Origin of the sequence: Sphingomonas sp. J315, from assembly GCF_024666595.1 — a bacterium.
Taxonomy (GTDB): domain Bacteria; phylum Pseudomonadota; class Alphaproteobacteria; order Sphingomonadales; family Sphingomonadaceae; genus Sphingomonas.
In genome coordinates this window covers 1,278,415-1,300,323 of sequence record NZ_CP088296.1, presented here as the reverse complement: position 1 = coordinate 1,300,323, position 21,909 = coordinate 1,278,415, and the positions used below count along the sequence as shown (strand labels likewise).

At 63.8% G+C, this 21,909-nt stretch carries 21 protein-coding genes; 8 read left to right on the top strand and 13 right to left on the bottom strand.

The genetic code is table 11. The annotated features are described in order from the left end of the window. Positions 1-55: 55 nt before the first annotated feature. Genes LRS08_RS06700 through LRS08_RS06685 form a run of 4 tightly spaced genes read left to right on the top strand, consistent with a single transcriptional unit; the run spans position 56 to position 3,065 of the window. Positions 56-454: a hypothetical protein gene (locus tag LRS08_RS06700; protein ID WP_260481479.1), complete on the top strand. Its 399-nt coding sequence runs from the start codon at positions 56-58 to the stop codon at positions 452-454. Then, positions 441-1,385, top strand: coding sequence for an amidohydrolase family protein (locus LRS08_RS06695; protein WP_260481478.1), 945 nt, complete (start codon positions 441-443; stop codon positions 1,383-1,385). Before LRS08_RS06700 ends, LRS08_RS06695 begins: the two co-directional genes overlap by 14 nt. A 1-nt stretch (position 1,386) precedes the next feature. After that, on the top strand, positions 1,387-1,812 hold the full coding sequence (locus LRS08_RS06690; protein ID WP_257844403.1) for a Zn-ribbon domain-containing OB-fold protein: 426 nt from the start codon (positions 1,387-1,389) through the stop codon (positions 1,810-1,812). A gap of 29 nt (positions 1,813-1,841) precedes the next feature. After that, positions 1,842-3,065 carry an amidohydrolase family protein gene (locus tag LRS08_RS06685; protein WP_260481477.1) on the top strand — a complete coding sequence of 408 codons (1,224 nt, stop codon included), beginning with the start codon at positions 1,842-1,844 and terminating at the stop codon, positions 3,063-3,065. 52 nt (positions 3,066-3,117) lie between these two features. Here the strand turns inward: LRS08_RS06685 and LRS08_RS06680 are convergent, their stop codons facing one another. The 4 genes from LRS08_RS06680 to LRS08_RS06665 are packed head-to-tail and all read right to left on the bottom strand — an operon-like array spanning position 3,118 to position 7,667. After that, positions 3,118-3,795, bottom strand: coding sequence for a TetR/AcrR family transcriptional regulator (locus tag LRS08_RS06680; protein ID WP_257844405.1), 678 nt, complete (start codon positions 3,793-3,795; stop codon positions 3,118-3,120). Positions 3,796-3,842: 47 nt separating this feature from the next. Further along, positions 3,843-6,041: an acyl-CoA dehydrogenase family protein gene (locus tag LRS08_RS06675; RefSeq protein WP_260481476.1), complete on the bottom strand. Its 2,199-nt coding sequence runs from the start codon at positions 6,039-6,041 to the stop codon at positions 3,843-3,845. 13 nt (positions 6,042-6,054) lie between these two features. Beyond that, a complete protein-coding gene (locus LRS08_RS06670; RefSeq protein WP_257844408.1) occupies positions 6,055-6,876 on the bottom strand; it encodes an enoyl-CoA hydratase in 822 nt (273 codons plus the stop codon). A gap of 11 nt (positions 6,877-6,887) precedes the next feature. Beyond that, positions 6,888-7,667 (bottom strand): SDR family NAD(P)-dependent oxidoreductase, encoded by a 780-nt coding sequence (locus tag LRS08_RS06665; protein ID WP_066580682.1) that lies wholly within the window; start codon positions 7,665-7,667, stop codon positions 6,888-6,890. A 185-nt stretch (positions 7,668-7,852) separates the two neighbouring features. Here LRS08_RS06665 and LRS08_RS06660 point away from each other — a divergent pair, with 185 nt between their 5' ends. Further along, positions 7,853-8,785, top strand: coding sequence for a nitronate monooxygenase family protein (locus LRS08_RS06660; protein ID WP_260481475.1), 933 nt, complete (start codon positions 7,853-7,855; stop codon positions 8,783-8,785). Here the strand turns inward: LRS08_RS06660 and LRS08_RS06655 are convergent. Then, entirely contained in the window at positions 8,772-9,485 is a 714-nt protein-coding gene (locus LRS08_RS06655; RefSeq protein ID WP_257844411.1) for an enoyl-CoA hydratase/isomerase family protein, read from the bottom strand. The two genes, LRS08_RS06660 and LRS08_RS06655, sit on opposite strands and share 14 nt — an antisense overlap. A 148-nt stretch (positions 9,486-9,633) precedes the next feature. On the opposite strand from LRS08_RS06655, the gene LRS08_RS06650 reads away from it, so the two are divergent. Both LRS08_RS06650 and LRS08_RS06645 read left to right on the top strand, forming a co-directional pair. Continuing rightward, positions 9,634-10,302, top strand: a complete 669-nt coding sequence (locus LRS08_RS06650; RefSeq protein ID WP_257844412.1) for an SDR family NAD(P)-dependent oxidoreductase — start codon at positions 9,634-9,636, stop codon at positions 10,300-10,302. 10 nt (positions 10,303-10,312) lie between these two features. After that, positions 10,313-10,957, top strand: coding sequence for a TetR/AcrR family transcriptional regulator (locus tag LRS08_RS06645; protein ID WP_260481474.1), 645 nt, complete (start codon positions 10,313-10,315; stop codon positions 10,955-10,957). A gap of 30 nt (positions 10,958-10,987) precedes the next feature. Here LRS08_RS06645 and LRS08_RS06640 read toward each other — a convergent pair whose 3' ends face one another. From LRS08_RS06640 to LRS08_RS06620, 5 genes are all read right to left on the bottom strand, one after another. Continuing rightward, positions 10,988-11,272 (bottom strand): hypothetical protein, encoded by a 285-nt coding sequence (locus tag LRS08_RS06640; protein ID WP_260481473.1) that lies wholly within the window; start codon positions 11,270-11,272, stop codon positions 10,988-10,990. Between the two features lie 282 nt (positions 11,273-11,554). After that, complete coding sequence (locus LRS08_RS06635) at positions 11,555-13,990, bottom strand: TonB-dependent receptor (RefSeq protein WP_257844414.1); 2,436 nt, start codon at positions 13,988-13,990, stop codon at positions 11,555-11,557. A gap of 132 nt (positions 13,991-14,122) precedes the next feature. After that, complete coding sequence (locus tag LRS08_RS06630) at positions 14,123-14,977, bottom strand: TauD/TfdA family dioxygenase (RefSeq protein WP_260481472.1); 855 nt, start codon at positions 14,975-14,977, stop codon at positions 14,123-14,125. Further along, entirely contained in the window at positions 14,974-15,969 is a 996-nt protein-coding gene (locus LRS08_RS06625) for an NADPH:quinone oxidoreductase family protein (protein ID WP_260481471.1), read from the bottom strand. Before LRS08_RS06625 ends, LRS08_RS06630 begins: the two co-directional genes overlap by 4 nt. Beyond that, complete coding sequence (locus LRS08_RS06620) at positions 15,969-16,703, bottom strand: SDR family NAD(P)-dependent oxidoreductase (RefSeq protein ID WP_257844416.1); 735 nt, start codon at positions 16,701-16,703, stop codon at positions 15,969-15,971. The genes LRS08_RS06625 and LRS08_RS06620 overlap by 1 nt, the downstream gene beginning before the upstream one ends. Before the next feature lie 132 nt (positions 16,704-16,835). Between LRS08_RS06620 and LRS08_RS06615 the strand changes: the two genes are divergently transcribed. Beyond that, positions 16,836-17,435, top strand: a complete 600-nt coding sequence (locus LRS08_RS06615) for a TetR/AcrR family transcriptional regulator (protein WP_257844417.1) — start codon at positions 16,836-16,838, stop codon at positions 17,433-17,435. On the opposite strand, the gene LRS08_RS06610 is transcribed toward LRS08_RS06615, so the two are convergent. From LRS08_RS06610 to LRS08_RS06600, 3 genes are read right to left on the bottom strand one after another with little or no spacing between them, the layout of a single operon-like run. Then, a complete protein-coding gene (locus LRS08_RS06610; RefSeq protein WP_257844418.1) occupies positions 17,423-19,474 on the bottom strand; it encodes a 3-hydroxyacyl-CoA dehydrogenase NAD-binding domain-containing protein in 2,052 nt (683 codons plus the stop codon). The two genes, LRS08_RS06615 and LRS08_RS06610, sit on opposite strands and share 13 nt — an antisense overlap. Positions 19,475-19,485: 11 nt before the next feature. Then, positions 19,486-20,694 carry an acyl-CoA dehydrogenase family protein gene (locus LRS08_RS06605; protein ID WP_257844419.1) on the bottom strand — a complete coding sequence of 403 codons (1,209 nt, stop codon included), beginning with the start codon at positions 20,692-20,694 and terminating at the stop codon, positions 19,486-19,488. Beyond that, entirely contained in the window at positions 20,694-21,785 is a 1,092-nt protein-coding gene (locus tag LRS08_RS06600; RefSeq protein ID WP_257844420.1) for an acyl-CoA dehydrogenase family protein, read from the bottom strand. Before LRS08_RS06600 ends, LRS08_RS06605 begins: the two co-directional genes overlap by 1 nt. Positions 21,786-21,909: the final 124 nt, after the last annotated feature.

Genomic DNA, 21,909 nt, shown 5'->3' with positions numbered 1-21,909 from the left:
ATTGTTGTAGTCAGAAAACCAACAATATGTCAGTTTTAGGAAGAGGATCGATGCCATGAAGGTTGAGGATCTCATTATCGTCAGCGTCGACGACCATATCGTCGAGCCGCCCACCATGTACGATCAGCATCTTTCGGTGCAGCACAAAGCGATCAAGCCGGAGCTGCGCAAGGATGCGAACGGCGCAGATTTCTGGCTGTACGAGGGCAAGCGTACCGGCTCGATCGGGCTGAATGCCGTCGTCGGCCGGATGAAAGAGGAATATGGCTGCGAGCCGGTTTCCTTCGAGCAGATGCGCAAGGGCGCGTGGGACATCGATTCACGCATCGAGGACATGAACGCCAACGGGATCCTGGCTTCGCTCAACTTTCCCAGCGTGGTCCGATCTCGACGGCGCGCTGTTCCACGAGTTCGACAACAAGGCGAACGCGCTGACGCTGTTGCGGGCCTATAATGACTGGCATATCGACGAATGGTGCGGCAGCCATCCGGGCCGCAACATTCCGCTGGCGCTGGTGCCCTATTGGGACATCGATGCGACGGTCGAGGAGATCAAGCGCGTGTCCGCAAAGGGCTGCCACGCGATCACCTTCAGCGACAATCCCTCGCTCAAGGGACAGCCGAGCATCCACAACGAGCATTGGGAACCGCTCTGGAAGGCGTGCGCCGACCACGACATCGTGATCAATATTCATATCGGATCGGGCGCGCAGGCCCCGCATGCATCGATGGAATCGCCGATCGATGCCTGGATCACGACCATGCCGATCTCGATCGTCAATTCGGCGGCGGACTGGCTGCACCTTAAGGCATTGCAGCGCTATCCGCTTCAGGTCTCGCTGTCCGAAGGCGGGATCGGCTGGATTCCCTATTTCCTCGAACGTGCCGACTTCGTCCATGAGCATCACAAGGCCTGGACCCACGCCGATTTCGGAAAGAAGAAGCCGAGCGATGTGTTCCGCGAGCATTTCCTGACCTGCTTCATCGACGACGCCTTCGGCCTCGAGAATCTCGACAAGATCGGCGAGAACAATGTCGCCTATGAATGCGATTATCCGCACTCCGATACGGTGTGGCCGGAATCGGCCGACCGCCTGAGGGCGACGCTGAGCGGGATTTCCGACACGGCGATCGAGAAGATCACCCATGGCAACGCGTTGCGCCTGTTCAACTTCGACGCTTTTGGAATGATGGGCGGCCGGGAGAACTGCACCGTCGGCAGGTTGCGCAAGGCAGCCGAGCATATCGACACCGCGCCCCGAAGCTATGGTGGCCCCGCACCGCTCGCCGAGGGCGAGGTCGCGCGCCGGGTGACCTCGGGCGACATCACCAAAATGTTCATGGACGTCGCCAAGCAGGACGGCGAACTCGAAGCGGCCGAGTGAGATGGGTGCCGGTTATCAGCGGATGCTGCCCAGGCTCGACGATCTGAACCGCTTCTATTGGACAAGCGGCGAAGACGGCGTGCTGCGCATGCTGCGATGCCAGGATTGCAGCTTCTGGGTGCATCCGCCCCAACCGGTCTGTCCGAAATGCCTGACCAAGCATCTCGCCCCCGAGCCGCTGTCCGGACGAGGCACGGTGTTCAGCTATACGGTGAACGAGAAGGCGTGGGGTCCGGGCCTTGAGGTGCCCTATGTCATCGGCGTCGTTCGGCTGGACGAGCAGGATGGGCTTCAGCTCACCACCAACATACGCGGCATCGCATCCGATCAGGTCCACATCGGCATGCGTGTCAGAGTCACGTTCGATCACGATGAGGATATCTGGCTTCCGATGTTCGAACCCGAAGCAATACGCAACGCGGCCTGATACGGCTGCGGCGATCAAGGAGAGAGATTGTGGCTGTAACGGCTGTACTTGAACGCGAACCCGAAACCCGCATTTTGCCCTATGCGGTCTATGACGGCGATGGACATCTCTATGAGACGATGGACACGTTCCGCCGCCATCTGCCCAAGCAGTTTCACAAGGATTTCCAGTATGTGCAGGTCGAGGGCCGCACCAAGCTGGCGATCAACGGGCATATCAGCGAATATATACCCAACCCGACCTTCGAGGTCGTCGCTGCGCCGGGCAGCCATGAAATCTGGTATCGCGGCGAGAATGCCGAGGGCAAGACGCTGCGCGAGCTCACCGGCGATCCGCTGGCCTATCAGCCCGAGTTCGGCAATCCCGAAGCCCGGCTGAAGCTGCTCGACGAGCAGGGCGTGCACGCCCAGCTCATCTTCCCGACCCTGGCCTCGATCATCGAGGGGCATATGGGCAACAATGTCGAGCTGATGGCGGCGCTGGTTCATTCGCTCAACGCCTGGGTGCTCGACGAATGGACCTTCAACTACAAGGACCGGCTCTATCCCTGCGCCTATATCTCGCTGGCCGATGCCGAGAAGGCCGAACAGGAACTGGATTGGGCGCTGAAGAATGGCGCACGCCATATCCTGATCCGTCCGGCGCCGGTGCCCGGACTGTTCGGCCCGCGTTCCCCTGGCCTCCGCGAGTTCGACCGTTTCTGGGGCAAGGTCAACGAATCGAACATCTTCGTCGTACTGCATGTGTCCGACAGCGGTTACGATCAGATCTATCGCTGGTGGGGTAGCGGCGCCAGCGAGATGGTCGCGTTCGACCGTTCGGATCCGTTGAAGGCTTGCATGGATACGCAGGGGCGCTCGATCGCCGACACCATCGCGGCGCTGATCGCGCATGGCGTGATGGATCGCTTCCCGAACATTCGCTGGATGTCGGCCGAGAACGGCTCGATCTGGGTTCCGCATCTGATGAAGATGTTCAAGCGCGCCCATGGCCAGATGCCGCAGGCGTTCAAGCGCCATCCGATCGATACGTTCCGAGAGAGCGTGTTCGTCGAGCCATATTACGAGGAGGACCTGAACGAGCTGCGCGAATTCGTCCCGGTCGAGCGCCTGGTGTTCGGCAGCGACTGGCCGCATGCCGAAGGGCTCGCGATGCCGCTCGACTTCCTCCACGAGGTGAAGGATTTCACGCCGGCAGAACAGGAGATGTTCATGAGCAGCAACTTGAAGGGCCTGCTCGACGGCAAGCGCTGAACATCGCGATAGGCAAGCTATGCCGCCCGGACCCTGGGTCCGGGCGGCTTCTTTATGCCTGGTGGCGAAACGAGGCGAGTGCGCGATCTGCGGGCGAACCCTTGACGGTCGGCGTGAACAGCAATGTCAGGATGTCGATCTCGGCCTGTTTCAGGTCATCCGGCGCGACGATCGCAGGATTCTGTCGCATCGTTGCGGGACGCGCTGCCATGCGCTCGATCGCCGAATAGATGATCACGCTGCGCGCCAGTGCCGATTTCGGATCGACGTCATCGGGGTGCGCCGCGAGGATGCGTTCGGCGATCGCGTGGATCAGCGGCATTGCCGCTTCCTGGCGGACGGCGAGGAACGCGGGATGCGCGCTGTCCGACAAATAGTTGCGGACCGTGAGGATCGTTCGATGCCGGTCCCAATAGGCGCTGAAGGCGTCGATGAAGCGCGTCGCATGTTCTGCAGGCGTGGCCGATGTCCAGTCGCCGCGTAGCGCCTCCTGGACCTCATCCATGTCTGCCCCGGCCTCATGGCTGAGGGCCAGAAGGATTTCGTCGATATCCTTGAAGTACAAATAGAATGTTTGCGAAGCCAGTGTCGCAGCGCGGGCAATGGCACTGGCCGTCAACTTGTGCGCCGGCTCGACCGCGATCAGCTGACGGGCCGCATCGAGCAACCGCCGCCGGCTTTCGGCGCCCTTGCGGCCGATCGACTGTCCATGCTTGTTCGTCTCGTCCATCCCGCTGTGGAACGCCGCGAGGCGCTCCCTGTCAAGCGTGGGCGGATTCAGCTTCGCGATTTGGGCATGCCCAGCGACTTCTCGGCGATCAGGCTGCGGTGCACTTCGCTGGTGCCGCCATAGACGGTCATGGCGATGGCCCGCCGCATCGTTGTCTCGACATAGTCCATGTCGGGATCGACACCGCGCACCAGCGAACCGGGCGCGCCGGCCTCGACGATCGCGCTGGCATCCCGGTACATGGTTTCGGTCGTGAACATCTTCGCCATCGGACCATAGCTGATGTCGTGGATGCCTTCGACATCCGCCCACACCTGGCGCCGGCAGAGCACGTCCGCCACTTCGTCGTTGATTGCGGCACGAGCCAGCACGCGACGAAGAAACGGGTTGTCGATCGGCGCCGCGCCATTGCCGCTGGGCTTGCGCGCCCAGGTAAGGGCTCGGCGCATCATCGCGGTCTGCGCCGCGTGATAGCCTGATCCACCATGTTCGAAGCCGAGCGCCGATGCCATGACGCGCGCGCCGTCGCCGACCTCACCGATGCGGTAGCGATCCGAAATGCGGACATCCGTGAAGTAGGTGATGTTCGTCTTCTCGTCCTGCAGCGTATAGACCGGGTGCAGTTCGATGCCGGGCAGCTTCATCGGCATGATGAACATCGTCAGGCCCTGGTGCTTCTTGCCGCTATTGTCGGTGCGGGTCAGCATCAGGATATAGTCGGCCTGGTGGCCGTTGGTGGTGAACATTTTCTGCCCGTTCAGCACCCATTCGTCACCATCGCGTACGGCACTGAACTTTGTCCCGAACACGTCCGAGCCCGATTGCGGCTCGGAGAAGCCGAGCGCGCCCAATGCTTCGCCGCGGGCGATGGCGCCGACGATCTCTTCCTTTGTTTCCGGCTGCGACCAGAGCTGCGCCATCTTGGCGACGAACTCGGTGACAGCGATCGGCGTGCGGGTCCAACCGATATCTTCCCACATCGGCGCAGCGGCCATCACTTCGTAGCGGCTGCGGACCTTCTGGCCGTCGGCGCCGAGGTCGGGATAGGCATGGCCAGCCTCGGCCAGCTTCTTGTGGAATCCGGGATGGTGGCCCGCGGTGGAATGATGCTTCTTCGCCTCGATATCGGGGGTCATCTGCCCTTCGACGAAGCTGCGCAACTCGGCGGCATAGGCGTCGGCCTCCGCGCCCCATTCGAAATCGATCTCCACCTCCCCGGCGCGGGGCAGGGCTACGGTCTCGCCGTCCCAAAGGCGCGCGGCGATGCGGTCGAGCTCGGCATTGGGGTCGCCCGCGATCAGCGACAGCAGCTTGGCGCGGCGGAAATAGAGCTGGACGTCATATTCGAGGCTGAGGCCATAGCCACCAAAGGTACGCACCGAATGTTGCACCGCCTGGTCTACGCTATGGGCCGCCCACCAATAGGCCATGGCGGCGCGCGCGCCTCCCTTGGCATCGCCCGCTGCAATCGAGGCAATGGCGCGCCATGCCAGCAGCTTTGCCCCGTCCATATGCGTCGCCGCGTCGGCCATCGGATGCGCAATGCCCTGATAGGCGCCGATCGGCGAGCCATAGGCATGGCGTTCGACCGAATAGGCGGCGGCGAGCTCGAGCGCCCGGCGGCCAAGACCGGCCAGATAGGCAGCGGTGAGGACCTTCCATTCCTCGCACGCGGCGGCGAACTGCGATACCGCAATGTCGCCGGTCGCCAGCACGAACCGCTCGCCCGCGCCGTCCGACAGATCGAGATTGGCGACCGCGGCGGCGGCGATATTGGACGCTTTCGCGGCATTCAACCCGGTCAGGGCGACGAGGTCGTTTCCGTCAAGCGCGAGCACGACATGGGCGCGCGACCCGCCGAGCACCGGTTGGGCCACGCCCGGCACGACCGGGTTGAGCGCAAGCGTTGCGATCGCCCCGCTATCGACCGCGGACAACAGCGCGGCGGGGGCATCCAGCCGGTGGAGCAGCGCGATCGCAACGATCGCTTCGATCAGCGGCACGGGCGCGACATGGCGGCCTGCTTCCTCGGCAACGATGGCCGCGTCCATCAGCGTCATCCCGCCATCCTGCGGCTCGATCGCCCGGATACCGACAATGCCCAGCTCAACCAGCTTGTCCCATAGTGCCTGATCGACCCCTGTATCCTCGGCGGCGCGCAGCCGCTCCGGCGTCGCCTCGTCCGCGAACAGGCGGGCGACGGTGTCCTTCAGCATCGACTGGCTTTCGGAGAGGGCAAGCTTCATTGGACGGGATCCTTCAGGCCTTCTTGTTGGCTGCAGTCATTTCTTCGAGATTGGCGAGCGTGACCCGGCCTTCGGCGGCCCAGGCATTGGCATGGCCCAGAGAATGGGTATCGAAGCACGCCTGGATCGCGGCATATTGTCCCATGATGTCCATCGTCTGATTGACCGCGCGCTTGGCCATGAGCAGGCCGTGCGGATGCTTGGTCGCGATGTCGTTCGCCAATGCCAGCGTGGCCTCATGCAGCTGCTCAAGCGGGACGACGCGATTGATCATGCCGACCTTCTCGGCCTCTTCGGCATTCATCCAGCGGCCGGTGAACAGCATTTCCTTGGCCTTGCGGGGGCCGAACTCCCAGGTGTGGCCGTGATATTCGACGCCGCCGATCGCCATGTTGATCACGGGATCGGAAAAGCGCGAATTGTCGGCCGCGACGATCAGATCCATCGGCCAGATCAGCATCAGCCCGGCCGCGACACAGGCCCCCTGAACCGCGGCGATGGTGGGCTTGGGGAGGTTGCGCCACTTGTTCGAATAGCCGAGGAAATGCTTGCTTTCCCAGCGGTACATCCGAAGCAGGCCGTTCGCGCTGACATCGTCGAACATCGACAGCCAGGGTTCGTGCTTCACCACCTCCGCCGAGATGTCATGGCCGGCCGAGAAATGCTTGCCGCTGGCATTCAGCACGATGACCCGGACATTGTCGTCGGCGACCGCCTTGTCGAACGCAGCGTCCAGTTCGGCGAGCAGAGGCGGGTGCTGCGCGTTGTTCGCCTCGGGCCGATTGAGTGTGACGATCGCAACGCGGTCGCGAACTTCGTACAGGATAAAGCTCATCTTGCTGCTCCTCAGCGCATCGGCATGCGGATGGCGCCATCGAGACGCACGGTCTCGCCGTTGAAATAGCCGTTTCGTACCATTTCCAGCACCAGGCTGGCATATTCAGCCGGCGCCCCGAAGCGTTTCGGAAAGGGGACCGATGCCTCCAGTACGCTGCGCACATTGTCCGGCACGCCCAGCATCGGCGGCGTCGCGAAAATGCCCGGCATGATCGTGTTGATGCGGATCGCCGAACCGGAGAGATCGCGCGCGATCGGGAGCGTCATGCCGACCACGGCTGCCTTCGACGCTGAATAGGCCGCCTGACCCATCTGCCCGTCCTGGGCTGCAGCGGATGCGGTGCAAACGATCGCGCCGCGCTCCCCGTCCACCGGGTCGAGCGTCAGCATGCCCGCCGCCGAACGGGTGATGCAGCGAAATGTGCCCACCGTGTTGACCATCAAAACCCAGGCGAACTTGTCGCTGGGGAAATACTTGATCTCACCGGTCTTCTTGTCGACGCCGGCGGTCTTGATCGAGTTGCCCGTCCCGGCGCAATTGACCAGTACCCGCTCCTGGCCATTTGCCGAGCGGGCCTTCTCGAACGCCGCATCGACTGACTCGTCGGACAGCACATCGACCTTGCAGAAAATGCCGCCGATTTCGGCGGCGACCTTCTCGCCCAGTTCCTCATTGAGATCGAAGATGGCGACTTTCGCGCCTGTTTCGGCGATCGCCTTCGCGGTTGCGTGCCCCAGGCCGGAGGCGCCGCCGGTGACGATCGCGGAAATCGAGGAATCGAGTTTCATAAGCGTCTGCTCCAGGAAGCATTGTGAACGTATCGGCCCCTTCAGCCTGTCGGACATTGCGGTATGTCTCGCGCCGTCTCTGCGCAATGGAGCGGCAGCCAAGCGCATGGTTGTGATGCGTCGCGCCAAGGATACGAAACGGCGCCCGCATCCGATAAGCTCGCCCGGGGCAACAGGATATCAACATGGCCATCGCTGAACGGCTTCGGTGCAATCTTGAGCTACCCGTGATGGTGGCGCCGATGTTCCTCATCTCAAATCCGGCGCTGACGATTGCGGCATGCAAGGCAGGGATCATCGGAACCTTCCCGTCGCTGAACGCGCGCAGTGCGGCGGACTATGAGAGCTGGCTCGAGCAGATCGGCGCTGCGTTGGACGAGACTGATGCGGCCTATGGCGTGAACCTGATCGTCGGCAAGCAGAATGGACGGCTGGCTGAAGATCTGGCGATTACGGTGCGACGCCAGGTTCCGCTCGTGATCACCTCCTTCGGAGCGGATCACGATGTCGTTGCGGCGGTACATGACTATGGTGGCACCGTCTTTCACGACGTCGCCAGCGCGCGCCACGCCGAGATCGCAGCGCAGGCGGGGGTCGATGGCCTGATCGTGTTGACCACAGGTGCCGGCGGGCACACCGGCTGGCTCAACCCCTTTGCGGTGCTGAACGAGGTGCGCGCCGTATTCGACGGCACCATCCTGCTTGCCGGGGGCATGTCAACGGGGCGGGACGTAGCTGCAGCGCGGATGATGGGAGCGGATCTTGCCTATATGGGCACCCGCTTCATCGCGACGCGCGAGGCATCGGTACATCCCGACTATCACGCGATGCTCATCGCATCGCGCGCAAAGGATGTGCTGGCGACACGCGGGATCAGCGGGACGCCGGCGAATTTCCTGACCAGATCGCTCACCGCCAATGGGCTCGACCCGGCTTTGTTTCAGGCCGCGACCGGCCCGCTTCCCGTGCTTGACGAACGCGGACTCAGACCCTGGAAGGACATCTGGTCGGCGGGGCAGGGCGTCGGTGCGATCACGGACGTGCCGTCCGTCGCCGAACTGGTCGAGCGCTTGTCTGCCGACTATGCGGCCGCGATCGGGGCGGTTAGCCCGCCTTGAAGGCTGCGAGCGCGGCCTTCGCCTCATTGCTTCCAGACGTCGCGATTGCCAGTTCGCGCTCCACGTCCAGGCCTTCGGCAAGCGGCATCCCGCTCGCGCGTACCGCTTGACGTATCGCGGCTTCGGCCGAGGGACTGTTGCCTGCGCGTTGCAGTGCGAATTCGACTGCGGCCTCGACCACATTCTCGCTGATCCGATCGATCAGCCCCCAGGCCAGCGCGGTGACCGGGTCGATCGGGTCGCCGCTCAGCATCAGGTCGAGCGACCGCGTCTCGCCGATCAGGCGGGGCAAGATCTGCGTCGCCCCATAAGCGGGTATCAGGCCGAGTTTCACCTCGGGCAGGCCAAGCACGGCATTAGGGTCGGCGATCCGAAACTGCAGTCCCAATGCGATTTCCAGCCCGCCTCCCAGTGCGTAGCCGGAAAGCGCGGCGACCCCGATTTTCGGAAATGCCCGGAGCCGCTGGATCAACGCATGCATGTGACGGATGCGCAACTCGCCATCCGCGCCCTTCTCCTTGAGGTCGGAACCGACGCAAAAGGCGCGCGGCGAACCTGTGATCACCAAAGCGCGGCTGGCATCGCTCTCGATCGTGTCGAGATGGGTGTTGAGCTCAGCCAGCATTGCCGTGTCGATCGCGTTCAATCGCTCCGGGCGATTGAACATGAGCACCGCGACATCGCGGTCATCGGTCCGCATGATCCTCATCACGGGCCAGCTTCCTATCTCCGCAGTGCGCAGCGCAAGGTGCCGGGTAGAGCATCGCATATTCGATGCTTTCTGGTTGCGTTGGCGGCAGCGGGCGATCGGGTTAGATCGCGTAGAATCGAGTGTATGGAGGACAGCGATGGGACATGTGATCGTCACCGGGGGACTGGGCGGATTGGGGCGCGCGGTCGTGACGACCTTGAAGTCGCGGGGGCATCGCGTGGTTGCAGTCGATATCGCATCGGGCGAGAGTGACGCAGACCGCGTCATCGCGGGTGTTGATCTTGCCGATGAAACGGCGGTGGCGACAGCATTCTCCGAAGCAGCGGGTGCGTTGGGCGAGATCGACGCGTTGATCAATGTCGCCGGCGGTTTCACCTGGGAGCCGGTGGAAACCGGGTCGATCGCAAGCTGGGACGCCATGTATCGCATCAACCTGCGCACCGCAGCAATCAGCTCGCGGGCGGTGCTGCCTCACCTGAAATCGGGTGCGATCGTGAATGTCGGCGCGGCGGCATCCGCCGCGCCGGGCATGGGCATGGCGCCCTATGCGGCCTCGAAGGCAGGCGTCATGGCGCTGACCGAGAGCCTTGCCGAAGAGCTTCGGGGCAGGGGCATCCGCGTCAACGCAATTCTGCCGACCATCCTCGATACGCCGGCCAACCGCAAGGACATGCCCGACGCCGATCCGGCGGGTTGGGTGAGTCTCGAAAGCGCGGCGGCTGTGGTGGCGTTCCTGCTCTCGCAGGATGCCGCGGCGATCACCGGGACCGGTATCAAGCTTTCACTCGGTACAGCGGGCGCCTAGATTCCACATCATGACGCGTGCTGATGCTTCCTTTCGATCCTCGTCGCCGCACGCGTTGGGCCGCAAGGGGCGCGAGACGCGCCAACGCCTGGTCGACGCGGCCGCGCTGTTGCTCGCTTCGACCTCGCCGATGGACCTCACCGCGATGGCGATCGCCGCCGAGGCCGGAACCGCATCGGCAACATTCTACGTCTATTTTCGCGATGTGCAGGATATTCTCTATGCGCTCAGCGAGGCGGCGACCGAAGACATGCTGGCAGCATTTTCGAAGCTCGACATCTTCCACAGCAACGCGCGGGTTGCGGAAGACAGCGAGGCATTCCTGAAGATGCTTGCCGAGCAATGGGAGCGGCACAATGCGGTGCTTCACTATCGCATGATGGAAGCCGACCGGGGGGATCCGCGGTTCGCCAGATTGCGCGGCCGATGGGCGGAAGCGGTGCTCAACCGTTTTTGGGAGTTGTTGAAGCGGGCGCCGCATCTCGAACCGCCGCTGGATGAAACCGACGCCTATGCCGAGAGCATCGTGCTGTTCGCATCGATTGAGCGGCTGGCCGCTGCGGTGCACCGGGAACCCCGGCTGACCATATCGGCGCAGCGTATCCGCGCCGCACAGGCGCGCATTTTGACCCGCATGATTGCGCCGCAGGGCTAGGGAAGGGGCCGGCGCGCCGGCCCCTGCGCGTCAGAGACCGATCGCCTTGCGGGTCAGGGTGGTCTTGAGTCGCGCCCCGTCGGCCGACAGCGTCGAGATCGGCACGCGATACACCTTCATCTGCGCGGTGAAGGTAACGAAGCCGCCCGCATCATTCACTTCATAGACCTTGCCCAGCACGCGGCCGTCGGCGTCGATGATCGTCTGGTTCTTCTTTACGGCGATCGCCGCCGCGGGCGCGGCCTGCGCGGCCAATGCTTGCATCGGCGCGGCGAAGAGGAGTGCCGTGCACACGCACGTCAGATAGGGTTTCATAATTTGATCGGTCTCCAAGCCTGTCCGCGGACAGCACGAACAACTCGCACTTGCCGCGATGCAGCATGGCTTGCAATCGTATTCTTGATGGATTGTCAGAATTAACGAGCAGACTGTCCGTTCTTGCTCTGGGGAGGGTGTCGAGCGGGAAACGGGATCATCGCGACCGAACATGATCGCTCTTGTTCGCTATAGTGTCCGGCCTCGATCGTCATCGGCCCGCAAATGAAGACGGCGGACCGCAAGGCCCGCCGTCTCGTCATGACAACAGTCAGTCGAGTGTCAGAATTTCAGCTTGGCCTGAACACCATAGGTGCGCGGTTCGTTGTAGAACAGCGACGCATATCCAGCTGAAGTCGCGGTATTGGCACCACCGACCGCATAGACTTCGTTGAACAGGTTACGGGCAAAGACGCCCAGCGTCAGCGGGGTCCCGCCGACATCGGTCCAGTCCAGCCGCGCGCCAACCACCGCATAGGCGCCTTGGCTCAACTGCTTGTCGCTCTTGAACGGACTGAAATAGGTCCGGCTCGCCCGATAGACATCGGCGTTGAACGTCAGACCCCCGATATCCGGGCCGAGCGAGGTTTCGTAGCTGACATTGCCGCCCAGGGTGAGCGCGGGCGCATAGGGGAACGCCGTGTCCTCGGGCTTAGCCGGGAAGGCGTTTCGCGATGCAAGGACTGCCGGGGTTCCCGTATCCAGATATTTTGCATCATTGTAGCTGATAAAGCCGCCGAATGTGAGGCCGCGTGTCGGCGTGATCGTCGCGTCGATGTCGAAGCCCTGCACCCGCGCCTTGCCGGCATTGATGATGATCGTGCCCGCCGACGGGTCGTTATTGGGATTACCGTCGCCATCGAAATTGTTGTTGGTTCCGTTAACGCCGCGCTGCGACCCGTTATACGTGCCCCGGAAGACATCGATGTTGAACGTGCCGCGCACCCCGCCCGCAGACCAGCGTGCCTTCATGCCGATTTCGGCATCCACCACCGTTTCGGGTTCATAGGTCTGGAACGGGGTCAGGATCCCGCCAAGAACCGGCGTGTTGACGCCGCCCGCGCGATAGCCGCGGCGAACCGTGGCATAGAGGAAAATGCTCTCGGTCGCCTGATAGTTGACGCCGAAATTCCATGTCCAGGCGGCGGAATCCGCGACGGATTGCGTGCCCTTTATCGCCACCGGAGCGCCGTTCACCGTGAGCGTTCCGCCGTTCCGGCACTGATCGAGCGATGCGACCGGCGTGCCGGGAACATACGGATTGTTCGCGCTATAGCCAGTCGCGCACGAGGTGGTCTTGTCCCATGTGTGACGGACACCGGCATCGATCTTGAAGCCGCCGCCCAGGTTGAAACTGGCTTGTCCAAACAGCGCTTTGCTTTCTTGCGTACGATAGCTCAGCACAAGCGAAGCGGGCAGGCGGGGCGTGAAGGGAGCGACGATCAGACCGGTGCGGCCGCTGGGCTTCGATTTGAGATAGAATGCGCCGAAGATGGTATCGAGCCGGTCCTCGAGGAAGCTTCCCTGGACCTGGAATTCCTCGCTGAACTGGCTGAAATCCTGAAGATTCTCAGCCGTTGTCAGCCCCATCTCGGTGCCGTCGGTATCGGTCAGGCTGTAGTGATAGGCGGTTCTGTACCCTAGAATGTTCTTCAGCGTGATGTTGCCGAGATTGAGCGTGGTCGTGTTCGACAAGCCCTGGAGCTGAACATTCTGGAAGACGCGCGGAGCGGTGAAGTTCTTGCGGACCCCCGCGGCCTGTTGCCGCGCCAGCGCGAGATCGACATCGCAGGAGGCCGAGGTACCGCAATCGAAGAAGGTGTTGAAACCGGGAAAGCGCGGCGTGATCGTTCCGGGATACAGATGGGTCAGGACGGCAGCGTCGCCCTGCCGTTCCCAGCGGATATTGTCATAGACCGTGGTGTTCTGGAAATCGCCGAGATCGATCAGCAGCGACACGCGGAACGACGTGTCGTTGATGTCATTCAGATCCTGCCCGGTGACCTGGGATATCGTGTGCCCGTCGCGCTTGTTGCGCTGGCCGGCGACGCGGATCGCAACCTTGTCCTGGACGATCGGCACATTGAGCGCCCCTTCGACAACGATCGCGTTGTAATTGCCATAGCTGGCGGACAGGTAGCCGCCGAGTTCGTGCGACGGCGCCGTGGGATAGACCAGCACCGCGCCGGAGGTCGAGTTTCGGCCGAACAGGGTACCCTGCGGTCCCTTCAGAACCTGGACCGAGGAAAGATCGTAGGTCGGGATGACGCTGGCCACATAAGGAAGCGGCACATCGGCAAAATAGGTAAGAACGGGCTGCGCGGCATCGCCGATATTCGAGCGGCTCTGCGCACGGATCACGATCTGCGGGTTGGCGCTGCCGCCCGAGCGGCCATAGGTGAGGCCAGGCGTCGCCTGGGTCAGCTGGTCGATCGAGGTGATCGAACGCTCGGCCAGCATCGAGCTGTCGAATGCTGTGACGGCAACCGGGACGCGCGACAGAGCTTCCTCGCGGCGACGGGCCGTAACGACGATTTCCGCCGGTGCGCCGGCGTCGTCCTGTGCGGCCGGTGCGCCCGGGTCCGCAGCCGTTTGCCCGGCCGTTTGAGCCGGCGACGCCGCGCTGGCCACAGGCTCGTCCGCGGCGAAGGAAGGCGTGGAAATCAATGCGGCGATTGCACTTGCGGTCAGCAAGGCGCGCTTGGAAACAGGCTTCATATCCCCTCCCTCGGGTCCATCATGGCCGTATCTGGTCCGGCTCTTGAGTAACATACAGCATGTCGGTTCTTGGGCCATGCGGCGGATGGTTTCAGCACATTCCTGTTGATGAACCGTCAGAAATCGCTGTCGCTACTCGTCCGCCACGGTGGTTCGCCGCATGTCGCGACGGTAAAGATCGTCCCGAAACGGGGTGGCGCGGTGCATCGTGCAGCGATTGTCCCACATCACCAGGTCGCCGTCGCGCCAGACATGGCGATGGACGAACGGCGCACTGGTCGCATGCGCGGTAAGCGCGTCGAGCAGCGCGCGACTCTCACCTTCCGGCCAACTCACGATCCATTCGGCATGCGAAGCCAGATAGAGGACGTCGCGGCCCGAGGGATGACGCCGCACCAACGGATGCTCCGCACCCGGCAGGTTGCGTGCTTCTTCCTCGCTCAGGGCTGGAGCGCCTGCCAGGCGACGGGACCGGTCGAGTGAATGGTGGACGATGAGCGTTGCGATCCGGTCTCGGGTGGACTGGTCGAGGGCATCATAAGCCGCGCGCATATCCGCGAATTCGGTATCGCCGCCTTCGGGTGGAAGCGTACGCGCCGCCAGGAATGTGTAGCGTCCCGGCGGATTTCGGAACGAACTGTCGGTATGCCATAGCCGTGCGGGCTTCTGGAGCAGCCTGCGCCGGTCGTCCGCCGCCAGCCTCTGTCCCGTCTCGTCGACATTCGAGATGTCGCTGAGTTCGTCCCGTTTCAGGCGGCGTTCGGTATCCTTGCGATGAACCGTGATCGAACGCTGGAGCGGACCGAACAGTCCGCTGAACGCGATCTGCGCATCGTCATCCATCGCCTGCTGATCGCGAAAGACCAGCACGGCATGTTCGTCGATCGCCCGCTGCAGAACCGCAACCTGATCGCCGTGCAACGGTTGCGAAAGGTCGAGGTCCACCACCTCGCCGAAAAACTGGGGATGAAGCTGGCTGATTCTCATTTGGCACCTATTTCGATGACGATTTTTCCGGTTGCCGACCGTTCGGCCAGCGCCGCGAGCCCCTCCGCGGCGCGCTCGAGCGGCAGGCGGCGGGAAATATGCGGACGGATCGCTCCGGCAGCGTGCAGCGCGACAATTTCCGCCAGATATTCGTTCCGCCTGTCCGGGTTCCGGCGGGTGAAATCGCCGTAGAAGACCCCGACGAACGATGCGCCCTTGAGCAGCAGCAGATTGAGGGGAGGCGTGGGAATTCCCGCGGTGAAACCGACGATCAGGTGTCGTCCTTGCCACCCGATGCTTCGCACAGCGGCTTCGCTGAGCGGGCCGCCGACGGGATCCAGGATCACGTCGATCGGTCCCTCGGCTTTCAGAGCGTCCGTGAACGCGCGCTGGCTGTCGCGACCCGAAAGATCCGCCGGGTAGACAATCGTAGCATCCGCACCCTGATCGCGTGCGAGCGCCGCCTTTTCGGGCGAGGATGTAGCCGCGACGACGCGCGCGCCAAATGCCTTGCCAAGCTGGATCGCCGCGATGCCGACGCCGCCGGTCGCACCCAGTATGAGCAGCGTTTCTCCAGGACGAAGCGCTGCCCGGTCGCGCAGCGCATAATGGCTGGTCGCGAAGGTGACGATCAGGGCGGCGGCTTCATCGAACGGCATGCCGGCCGGGATTGCGATGCAATTCGCTTCGGGAACGATGAACTGGGTCGCAAGGCCGCCCCATGCTGCCGTGCCGATGACCCGATCGCCGACACCAAAGCGGGTAACGCCGCTGCCGACCGCCCGCACCACGCCTGCGACTTCCGACCCCGGTGCGAAGGGGCGTGGCGGGCGGATCTGGTAGAGGTCCTGGATGAGCAGGACGTCGGGATAGTTGAGCGCGGCGGCATGCACATCGATCAGCACTTCGCCAGGGCCGGGGGCGATGTCTGGCCGTTCCTCGATCAGGAGTGTTTCCGGTCCGCCGGGGCGGTGACTGAGCAGCGTCCGCATCAAATACCGCCGCCCACCGCGATATCGGCGCCGGTGGTGTAGGAAGCGGCGTCGGATGCCAGGTACAAGGCGACACCGACGATTTCGTCGGGCTGTCCGAACCGCTTCATCGGGATGCCTGCCTGCATCGCCGCGGTATTCACCCAGTGCCGCGAGATGTCGGTCGCGAACATACCCGGCGAGATCGTGTTGACGCGCACCATCGGGGCAAACTCGCGTGCGAGCCCCAGGGTCATCGCATTGAGCGCGGCCTTGGCGCCGGCATAGGGGATGATGCCGGGTTGCGGGTTCTTCGCGCCCAGCGACGAGACGTTGATGATCGAGCCGCCGCCGGCCTCGCGCATTCGCGTGCCGAGCAGCGCGGCGAGGCGGAACGGCCCCTTGAAGTTCACTGCGATGATCTTGTCGAACAGCGCTTCGCTGGTGGCCACGCTGCTGGGTTCGACCGGGGACATGCCCGCATTGTTGACGAGAATATCGACCCGTCCCCATTCGCTCCAGGCAGTGTCGGCGAGCGTCTCCATCTGCCCCCATTCACCGGCATGCACGGCGAGGGGGAGCGCGCGTCGGCCGAGCGCGCGGACCTCTGCCGCGACTGCCTGGCATGAGTCGAGCTTGCGGCTGGCGATGACGACGTCCGCCCCTTCGCGGGCGAAGGCGAGGACCATCTCGCGACCCATTCCGCGACTGCCGCCCGTGACAAGCGCAACCTTGCCTTCGAGATGGCCGGTCATGGTCTTGCGCCGCGGTTGCGAGGCATTGCGTGGTTCATCCAACTCTCCTTGGCTGGACAATCGTCCAGTCAACTGCCACCTGTCCATTGTCATGGACCAGCGATCACATATGCATTGGGCGAGGGGCCGCCTGTGAGCCTCGTGCGGCCCGTCACCCGGCAGGATCAGCGGCGCCTCACCCGTCGGCGCATCGCCGACGCTGCGCGCCAGTGTTTCTACGAGCATGGTGTCGCCGAGACCTCGATCGACCAGATTGCGCGGGCGGCGGGGGTCGGGCGGGCGACCCTCTACCTTCACTTCGCCAACAAGGACGCGATCCTGCGTGAGTTGCTCGCCGCCAATATGCGCGGCGTACGGCTGATCTTCCGCGAGCTGTGCGATGCACCGCTCGTCGACGTTGCCGCCGCCCGGCATTGGCTGAGCGAATATGTCGCTGCGCTCAAGCGGCATCGGGATGCGATGCCGCTGTTTCACCTCGGCCTGGCGAGCGATGCGGACGCGCGCGCCTTGTTGCGCGAGCACCGCGCCCTCCTGTCGACGGCGCTTGCCGAGCGGTTTCCGGCCCTGGCGAGGTTCGACGCGCGCGATCGCGCGCGGCTTGCTCTCACGCTCGCCCGGATCGACCAGTTCGCCAGCGCCGCGGCGGAAGACGAAGCCGCGATCGATGTGGAAGCCGGGCTGGATCTGGTTTCGGAGGAGCTTGCCGCGTTGCTGGACGATCAGCCCGCATAGGCGGCGAGCGAACCGCCTTCCGATGCGAGCTTGAGCAATAGCGCTGCCGGCTCAACCCCCATGCGGCGAAGCCCGTCCACCACCCGGGTCAGCCCGATCGCGTCGGCATGGAACATGGGTCCGCCTGTCTGCGCGGGCCAGCCATAGCCGGTGATCCAGACCAGGTCGATGTCGGACCCACGGAGCGCGATCCCTTCCTCCAGGATCTTTGCCCCCTCGTTGATCATCGGCAGCAACAGCCGGTCGAGGATTTCTCTGTCGGAAAGGGTGACTGATCCGGGAGCCACGCTTGCGAGACCGGCGATCATATCGAGTGTCGTCTGCGAAGGGCTGGGCGTCTTGTTCTCATAGTCATAATAGCCAGCGCCGCTCTTCTGTCCCTTGCGGCCAGCCGCGACGAGGCGGGATTTGACGCTGTCCGTGTCGCCCTCCCAGCCTATATCCAGTCCGGCAAGATCCAGCATCGCGAACGGCCCCATCGGAAAGCCGAACCCGGTCAGTACCCGGTCGATGTCCCAGGGCAGTACCCCCGCCAGCACCATCGCATCGGCATGGACCTGGCGCGCCGCCAGCATCCGGTTGCCGATAAATCCGAAACAGACGCCGGAGACGACCGCCGCCTTGCCCAGCTTCTTGGCCAGCGCCATCACGCTCGCGAGCACCGCTTCGCTGGTCTTTGCGGCTCGGACCACCTCGAGCAGCCGCATGACGTTGGCCGGCGAGAAGAAATGCATCCCGAGCACGCGCTCGGGTCCCACCGCACCGGCGGCGATGGCGTCGACATCGAGGAACGAGGTATTGGTTGCGAGGATCGTGTCGGGCCGAACGATGGCGGACAGCGTGCCGAACAAGGCCTGCTTCGCCGCCAGATTCTCGAAGATCGCCTCGATCACCAGATCGGCGTCCGCGAGCTCCGATAGATCGAGCGTCGGGGCCAGCGCCGCGATCTGTGCCTCCGCCTTGTCTGCCGCGAGCTTGCCGCGCTCGACCCGCGATTGCAGCGTCGCCGTGATATGCGCCACACCCCGGTCCAGTGCTGCCTGCTGCGTCTCCACGATCGTCACCGCGAATCCGGCGGCGAGGAACGCCATCGCGATGCCGCTCCCCATCGTACCGGCGCCGACGATGCCGACCTTGGTGACGGGGATCAGCGGCAGGTCGGCGCGCAATCCGGGTATCTTCTGCGCGGCCCGCTCGGCCATGAAGGCATGGCGGAGCGCGGCCGATTGCGGACCGGCCAGCAGTGTCTGGAATTCGGTACGCTCGATCGCGAGACCCTTTTCCCATGGACCCGCGACCGCCGCCTCGACACAGCGGACGATTGCCTGCGGGGCGTCGAGACCGTTCAGTTGCTTTGCGTGCGACGTGCGGAACCGGTCGAACAGGCCTGCATCCTTGCGATCTGCAGCCACCTTGGCTTCGCAATCCCGTATCCGCTTGGGCGGCTCGCCCGCATCGACCAATTCCTTCGCAAAGGCGATCGCATCCTCGCGCAACGCGCCTTCGGCCGCCAGCCGGTCGATCAGCCCGATGGTCAACGCTTCCTTCGCGCCGACCTGCCGTCCACTGATCAGCAGGTCCAGCGCGGCCTCCGCGCCGGTGATGCGCGGAAGGCGCTGTGTACCGCCGCCGCCGGGCAGCAGGCCCAGATTGACTTCAGGCAGACCCATCCGCGCCGATGGGACCGCGATGCGATAGTGAAAGGTCAGGGCAGTTTCCATGCCGCCGCCAAGCGCCGTGCCGTGCAGCGCCGCCACGGTCGGCTTGGGGCTGTTCTCGATACTGTCCTGCAGCGCAAAGAAATCGACCTTGGGCTGAACCTTGCCCAGTGATTTGAGGTCAGCGCCAGCAATGAAGGTACGGCCCGCGCAGATCAGCACGATCGCTTTCGCCGCATCGTCGCTCAGCGCGGCCATCAGCGCGTCGTATAGGCCGTCCATCAGGGCGGGAGACATTGCGTTGACGGGAGGAAAGTCCAGCGTGACGATGGCGACGCCATCCTCGATGGTGAGTGAGGTGCCCTCATTGATTGCAGTCATTGCATGCTCCGTCAGCGGCTGGGCTGGATCTGGTCGAACGGTACCGCCTTGTCGGGGCGATAATCCTGGGGAAGACCAAGCAGCCTTTCGGCGATGGTGTTGAGCAGCATTTCGTCCGCGCCGCCCGCGATGCGCAGCGTGGGAACGGTCAGCCAGCTATGCGCCCAGTCGTCCTTGGGAAAGGCATGCGGATCGAGTTCTGCGCCCGCCGCACCCTTCAGGTCCATCGCGGCTGCCGACAGCCGCTGCCGCAAGCGCATCGACACCAGCTTGTGGATCGATCCTTCGGCGCCCGGCTCGGCTCCTTCCTGCAGCGCCATGAACGTCTTGGTGCGGATCGCCACCAGTGCGCGTTGCTGGCGGAACGCGTTGGCGATCTCCCGGCGGGTGCGTCCGTCCTCGATCGCGGGCTTGCCGTCGATCGTCGTTACCTTGGCCAGCGAAACGAAGGAATCGAGCGCAGGGCCGAATCCGGCCTCGTCCGCGGCCGAATAGCGTTCGATCATCAGCGTATCGATCGCAACGCCGAAGCCGCCGCCGACCGGTCCGAGCCGCTGGCTGTCGGGAATGCGAACCTCGTCGAAGAACACCTCGTTCACATCCTCCTCGCCATTGGCGAGGCGAACGGGGCGAACGGTGATGCCCGGCGTCTTCATGTCGAGCCAGAAATAGGTCAGGCCCTTATGCTTCGCGACGGCCGGATCGGTTCGGGTGACGATCACGCCATAATCGGAATATTGCGCCCAGCTCGTCCACAATTTCTGTCCGTTGAGAACCCAGTCGTCGCCGTCGCGAACGGCGCGCAACCGGATGCCTGCAAGATCCGAACCCGCGGCGGGCTCGGAAAAGAGCTGGCACCAGATTTCCTCGCCCTTCAGCGCGGGATGCGCAAAACGCTGGCGCAGGTCTTCGGAGGCATATTTCAGCATCACCGGGATCGGCTGGCCGAGCGAGATGCCAAAATAGCTGGTGCCGAAATTGAACTTGGCCTCTTCCTCGGCGAAGATTGCCTGCTCAAGTTCGCTCAGGCCCGCGCCGCCATAGGTTTTCGGCCAGGAGATGCCGGCATAGCCCGCATCATATTTGGTGCGCTGCCAGCGACGGGCAAGGGCAAGGTCGTCGGCTTCGCTCAAGCCGCGGCGCGCTTCTACGCCGAACTCGGCGGCATGACCGGCAAGCCAGGTGCGGACCTGGCTGCGAAAGGCATTCAGATCGGACATTATGCGGCCTCCAGATAGCTGGCGATGCGGTCTTCCCAATAGGTCGCGCCGCCCGCCTCCAGCGCGAGGCTGCGTGCACGGCGATAGTGGAGGTGCGGCTCGGCCTCCCAGGTCACGCCGATCCCGCCATGGACCTGGGTGGACGCTGCGGCGGCATAGTCATAGCCATGGATCGCGTTCAGCCGCGCTGCCGCGACATAGGCTTCGGCATCGTCATCGGCATTCTCGAGCCGTACCGCCGCATCGAGCACCGACGCGCGCGCCAGTTCGTTCGCGACATAGATTTCCGAGATGGCGTGCTTCACCGCCTGGAACTTGCCGATCGCCTGGCCGAATGCCTGGCGCTGATTGGCATAGTCCGCCGCCAGTTTCAGGCAGGCTTCGATGCCGCCGACCGCCTCCGATGCCAGGTGCAGCGCGAACCGCGCGAGGCATTGCCGGGCGACCAGCGCTGCGTCGTTCAACCGCAGCACCGTTGCGGCCGCGCCGTCGAACGACAAGGTGGCGAGGCAGCGGCTGTTGTCGATGCTGGCGATGGGCGCGCGGGTCACGCCGGCGCTGTTGAGGTCGATCAGCGCAATCGCCGGGACGCCGCCCGCGTCGTGGCACAGGATCAATGCCACATCGGCGACGGCGCCGCCCAGAACCGCGGTCTTCTCCCCGGCAACGCGGCCGTCGGGCCCGATTGCCACAGCAGGGCCGAGGGGAAGCGGCTCGTTTCCTTCACTGAAGGCAAGGGCCACGATCTTCTGGCCGCTGGCAAGCGCGCCGAGCAATTCGGGCTGATCGCCGAGCTTGAGCGCGTGCGCCGCGGCGAAGCCGGTTGCCAGAAACGGCGCGCCTGCCAGTACCCGCCCGGTTTCTTCGGCCACGATCATGGTCTCGACCAGCGAGAGCCCCAAACCGCCATCGGCCTCGGCGACATTCATGGCGGTCCAGCCCATGTCGCGCGCCGTTCGCCAATAGCCTTCATCATATTGGCCGCTGGTCTCGAGCAACCCGCGTAGTGTCGCCGGATCGGCCGTGCCGGACAGCGTGCGGCGTACTTCTTCGCGGATCTGGTTCTGCTCGTCGGAATAGAGATAGGGCATGGTCGTTCATCCACTCCTTTGCATCTGTCCCTGATCCATTGGGGGGCGGCGCGTAAAGGGCTGGCGCGCCCTCGCGCCAAGTATCCGATATGTGCTGCGCAACGCGTTGACCTTTGGACGTCCG

Excerpts from the sequence above, each read along its gene's own strand:
- LRS08_RS06700 (WP_260481479.1), top strand. The coding sequence starts at position 56 with ATGAAGGTTGAGGATCTCATTATCGTCAGCGTCGACGACCATATCGTC.
- LRS08_RS06690 (WP_257844403.1), top strand. The coding sequence starts at position 1,387 with ATGGGTGCCGGTTATCAGCGGATGCTGCCCAGGCTCGACGATCTGAAC.
- LRS08_RS06680 (WP_257844405.1), bottom strand. The coding sequence starts at position 3,795 with ATGGACGAGACGAACAAGCATGGACAGTCGATCGGCCGCAAGGGCGCC.
- LRS08_RS06675 (WP_260481476.1), bottom strand. The coding sequence starts at position 6,041 with ATGAAGCTTGCCCTCTCCGAAAGCCAGTCGATGCTGAAGGACACCGTC.
- LRS08_RS06670 (WP_257844408.1), bottom strand. The coding sequence starts at position 6,876 with ATGAGCTTTATCCTGTACGAAGTTCGCGACCGCGTTGCGATCGTCACA.
- LRS08_RS06665 (WP_066580682.1), bottom strand. The coding sequence starts at position 7,667 with ATGAAACTCGATTCCTCGATTTCCGCGATCGTCACCGGCGGCGCCTCC.
- LRS08_RS06660 (WP_260481475.1), top strand. The coding sequence starts at position 7,853 with ATGGCCATCGCTGAACGGCTTCGGTGCAATCTTGAGCTACCCGTGATG.
- LRS08_RS06655 (WP_257844411.1), bottom strand. The coding sequence starts at position 9,485 with ATGCGGACCGATGACCGCGATGTCGCGGTGCTCATGTTCAATCGCCCG.
- LRS08_RS06650 (WP_257844412.1), top strand. The coding sequence starts at position 9,634 with ATGGGACATGTGATCGTCACCGGGGGACTGGGCGGATTGGGGCGCGCG.
- LRS08_RS06645 (WP_260481474.1), top strand. The coding sequence starts at position 10,313 with ATGACGCGTGCTGATGCTTCCTTTCGATCCTCGTCGCCGCACGCGTTG.
- LRS08_RS06640 (WP_260481473.1), bottom strand. The coding sequence starts at position 11,272 with ATGAAACCCTATCTGACGTGCGTGTGCACGGCACTCCTCTTCGCCGCG.
- LRS08_RS06635 (WP_257844414.1), bottom strand. The coding sequence starts at position 13,990 with ATGAAGCCTGTTTCCAAGCGCGCCTTGCTGACCGCAAGTGCAATCGCC.
- LRS08_RS06630 (WP_260481472.1), bottom strand. The coding sequence starts at position 14,977 with ATGAGAATCAGCCAGCTTCATCCCCAGTTTTTCGGCGAGGTGGTGGAC.
- LRS08_RS06625 (WP_260481471.1), bottom strand. The coding sequence starts at position 15,969 with ATGCGGACGCTGCTCAGTCACCGCCCCGGCGGACCGGAAACACTCCTG.
- LRS08_RS06620 (WP_257844416.1), bottom strand. The coding sequence starts at position 16,703 with ATGACCGGCCATCTCGAAGGCAAGGTTGCGCTTGTCACGGGCGGCAGT.
- LRS08_RS06610 (WP_257844418.1), bottom strand. The coding sequence starts at position 19,474 with ATGACTGCAATCAATGAGGGCACCTCACTCACCATCGAGGATGGCGTC.
- LRS08_RS06605 (WP_257844419.1), bottom strand. The coding sequence starts at position 20,694 with ATGTCCGATCTGAATGCCTTTCGCAGCCAGGTCCGCACCTGGCTTGCC.
- LRS08_RS06600 (WP_257844420.1), bottom strand. The coding sequence starts at position 21,785 with ATGCCCTATCTCTATTCCGACGAGCAGAACCAGATCCGCGAAGAAGTA.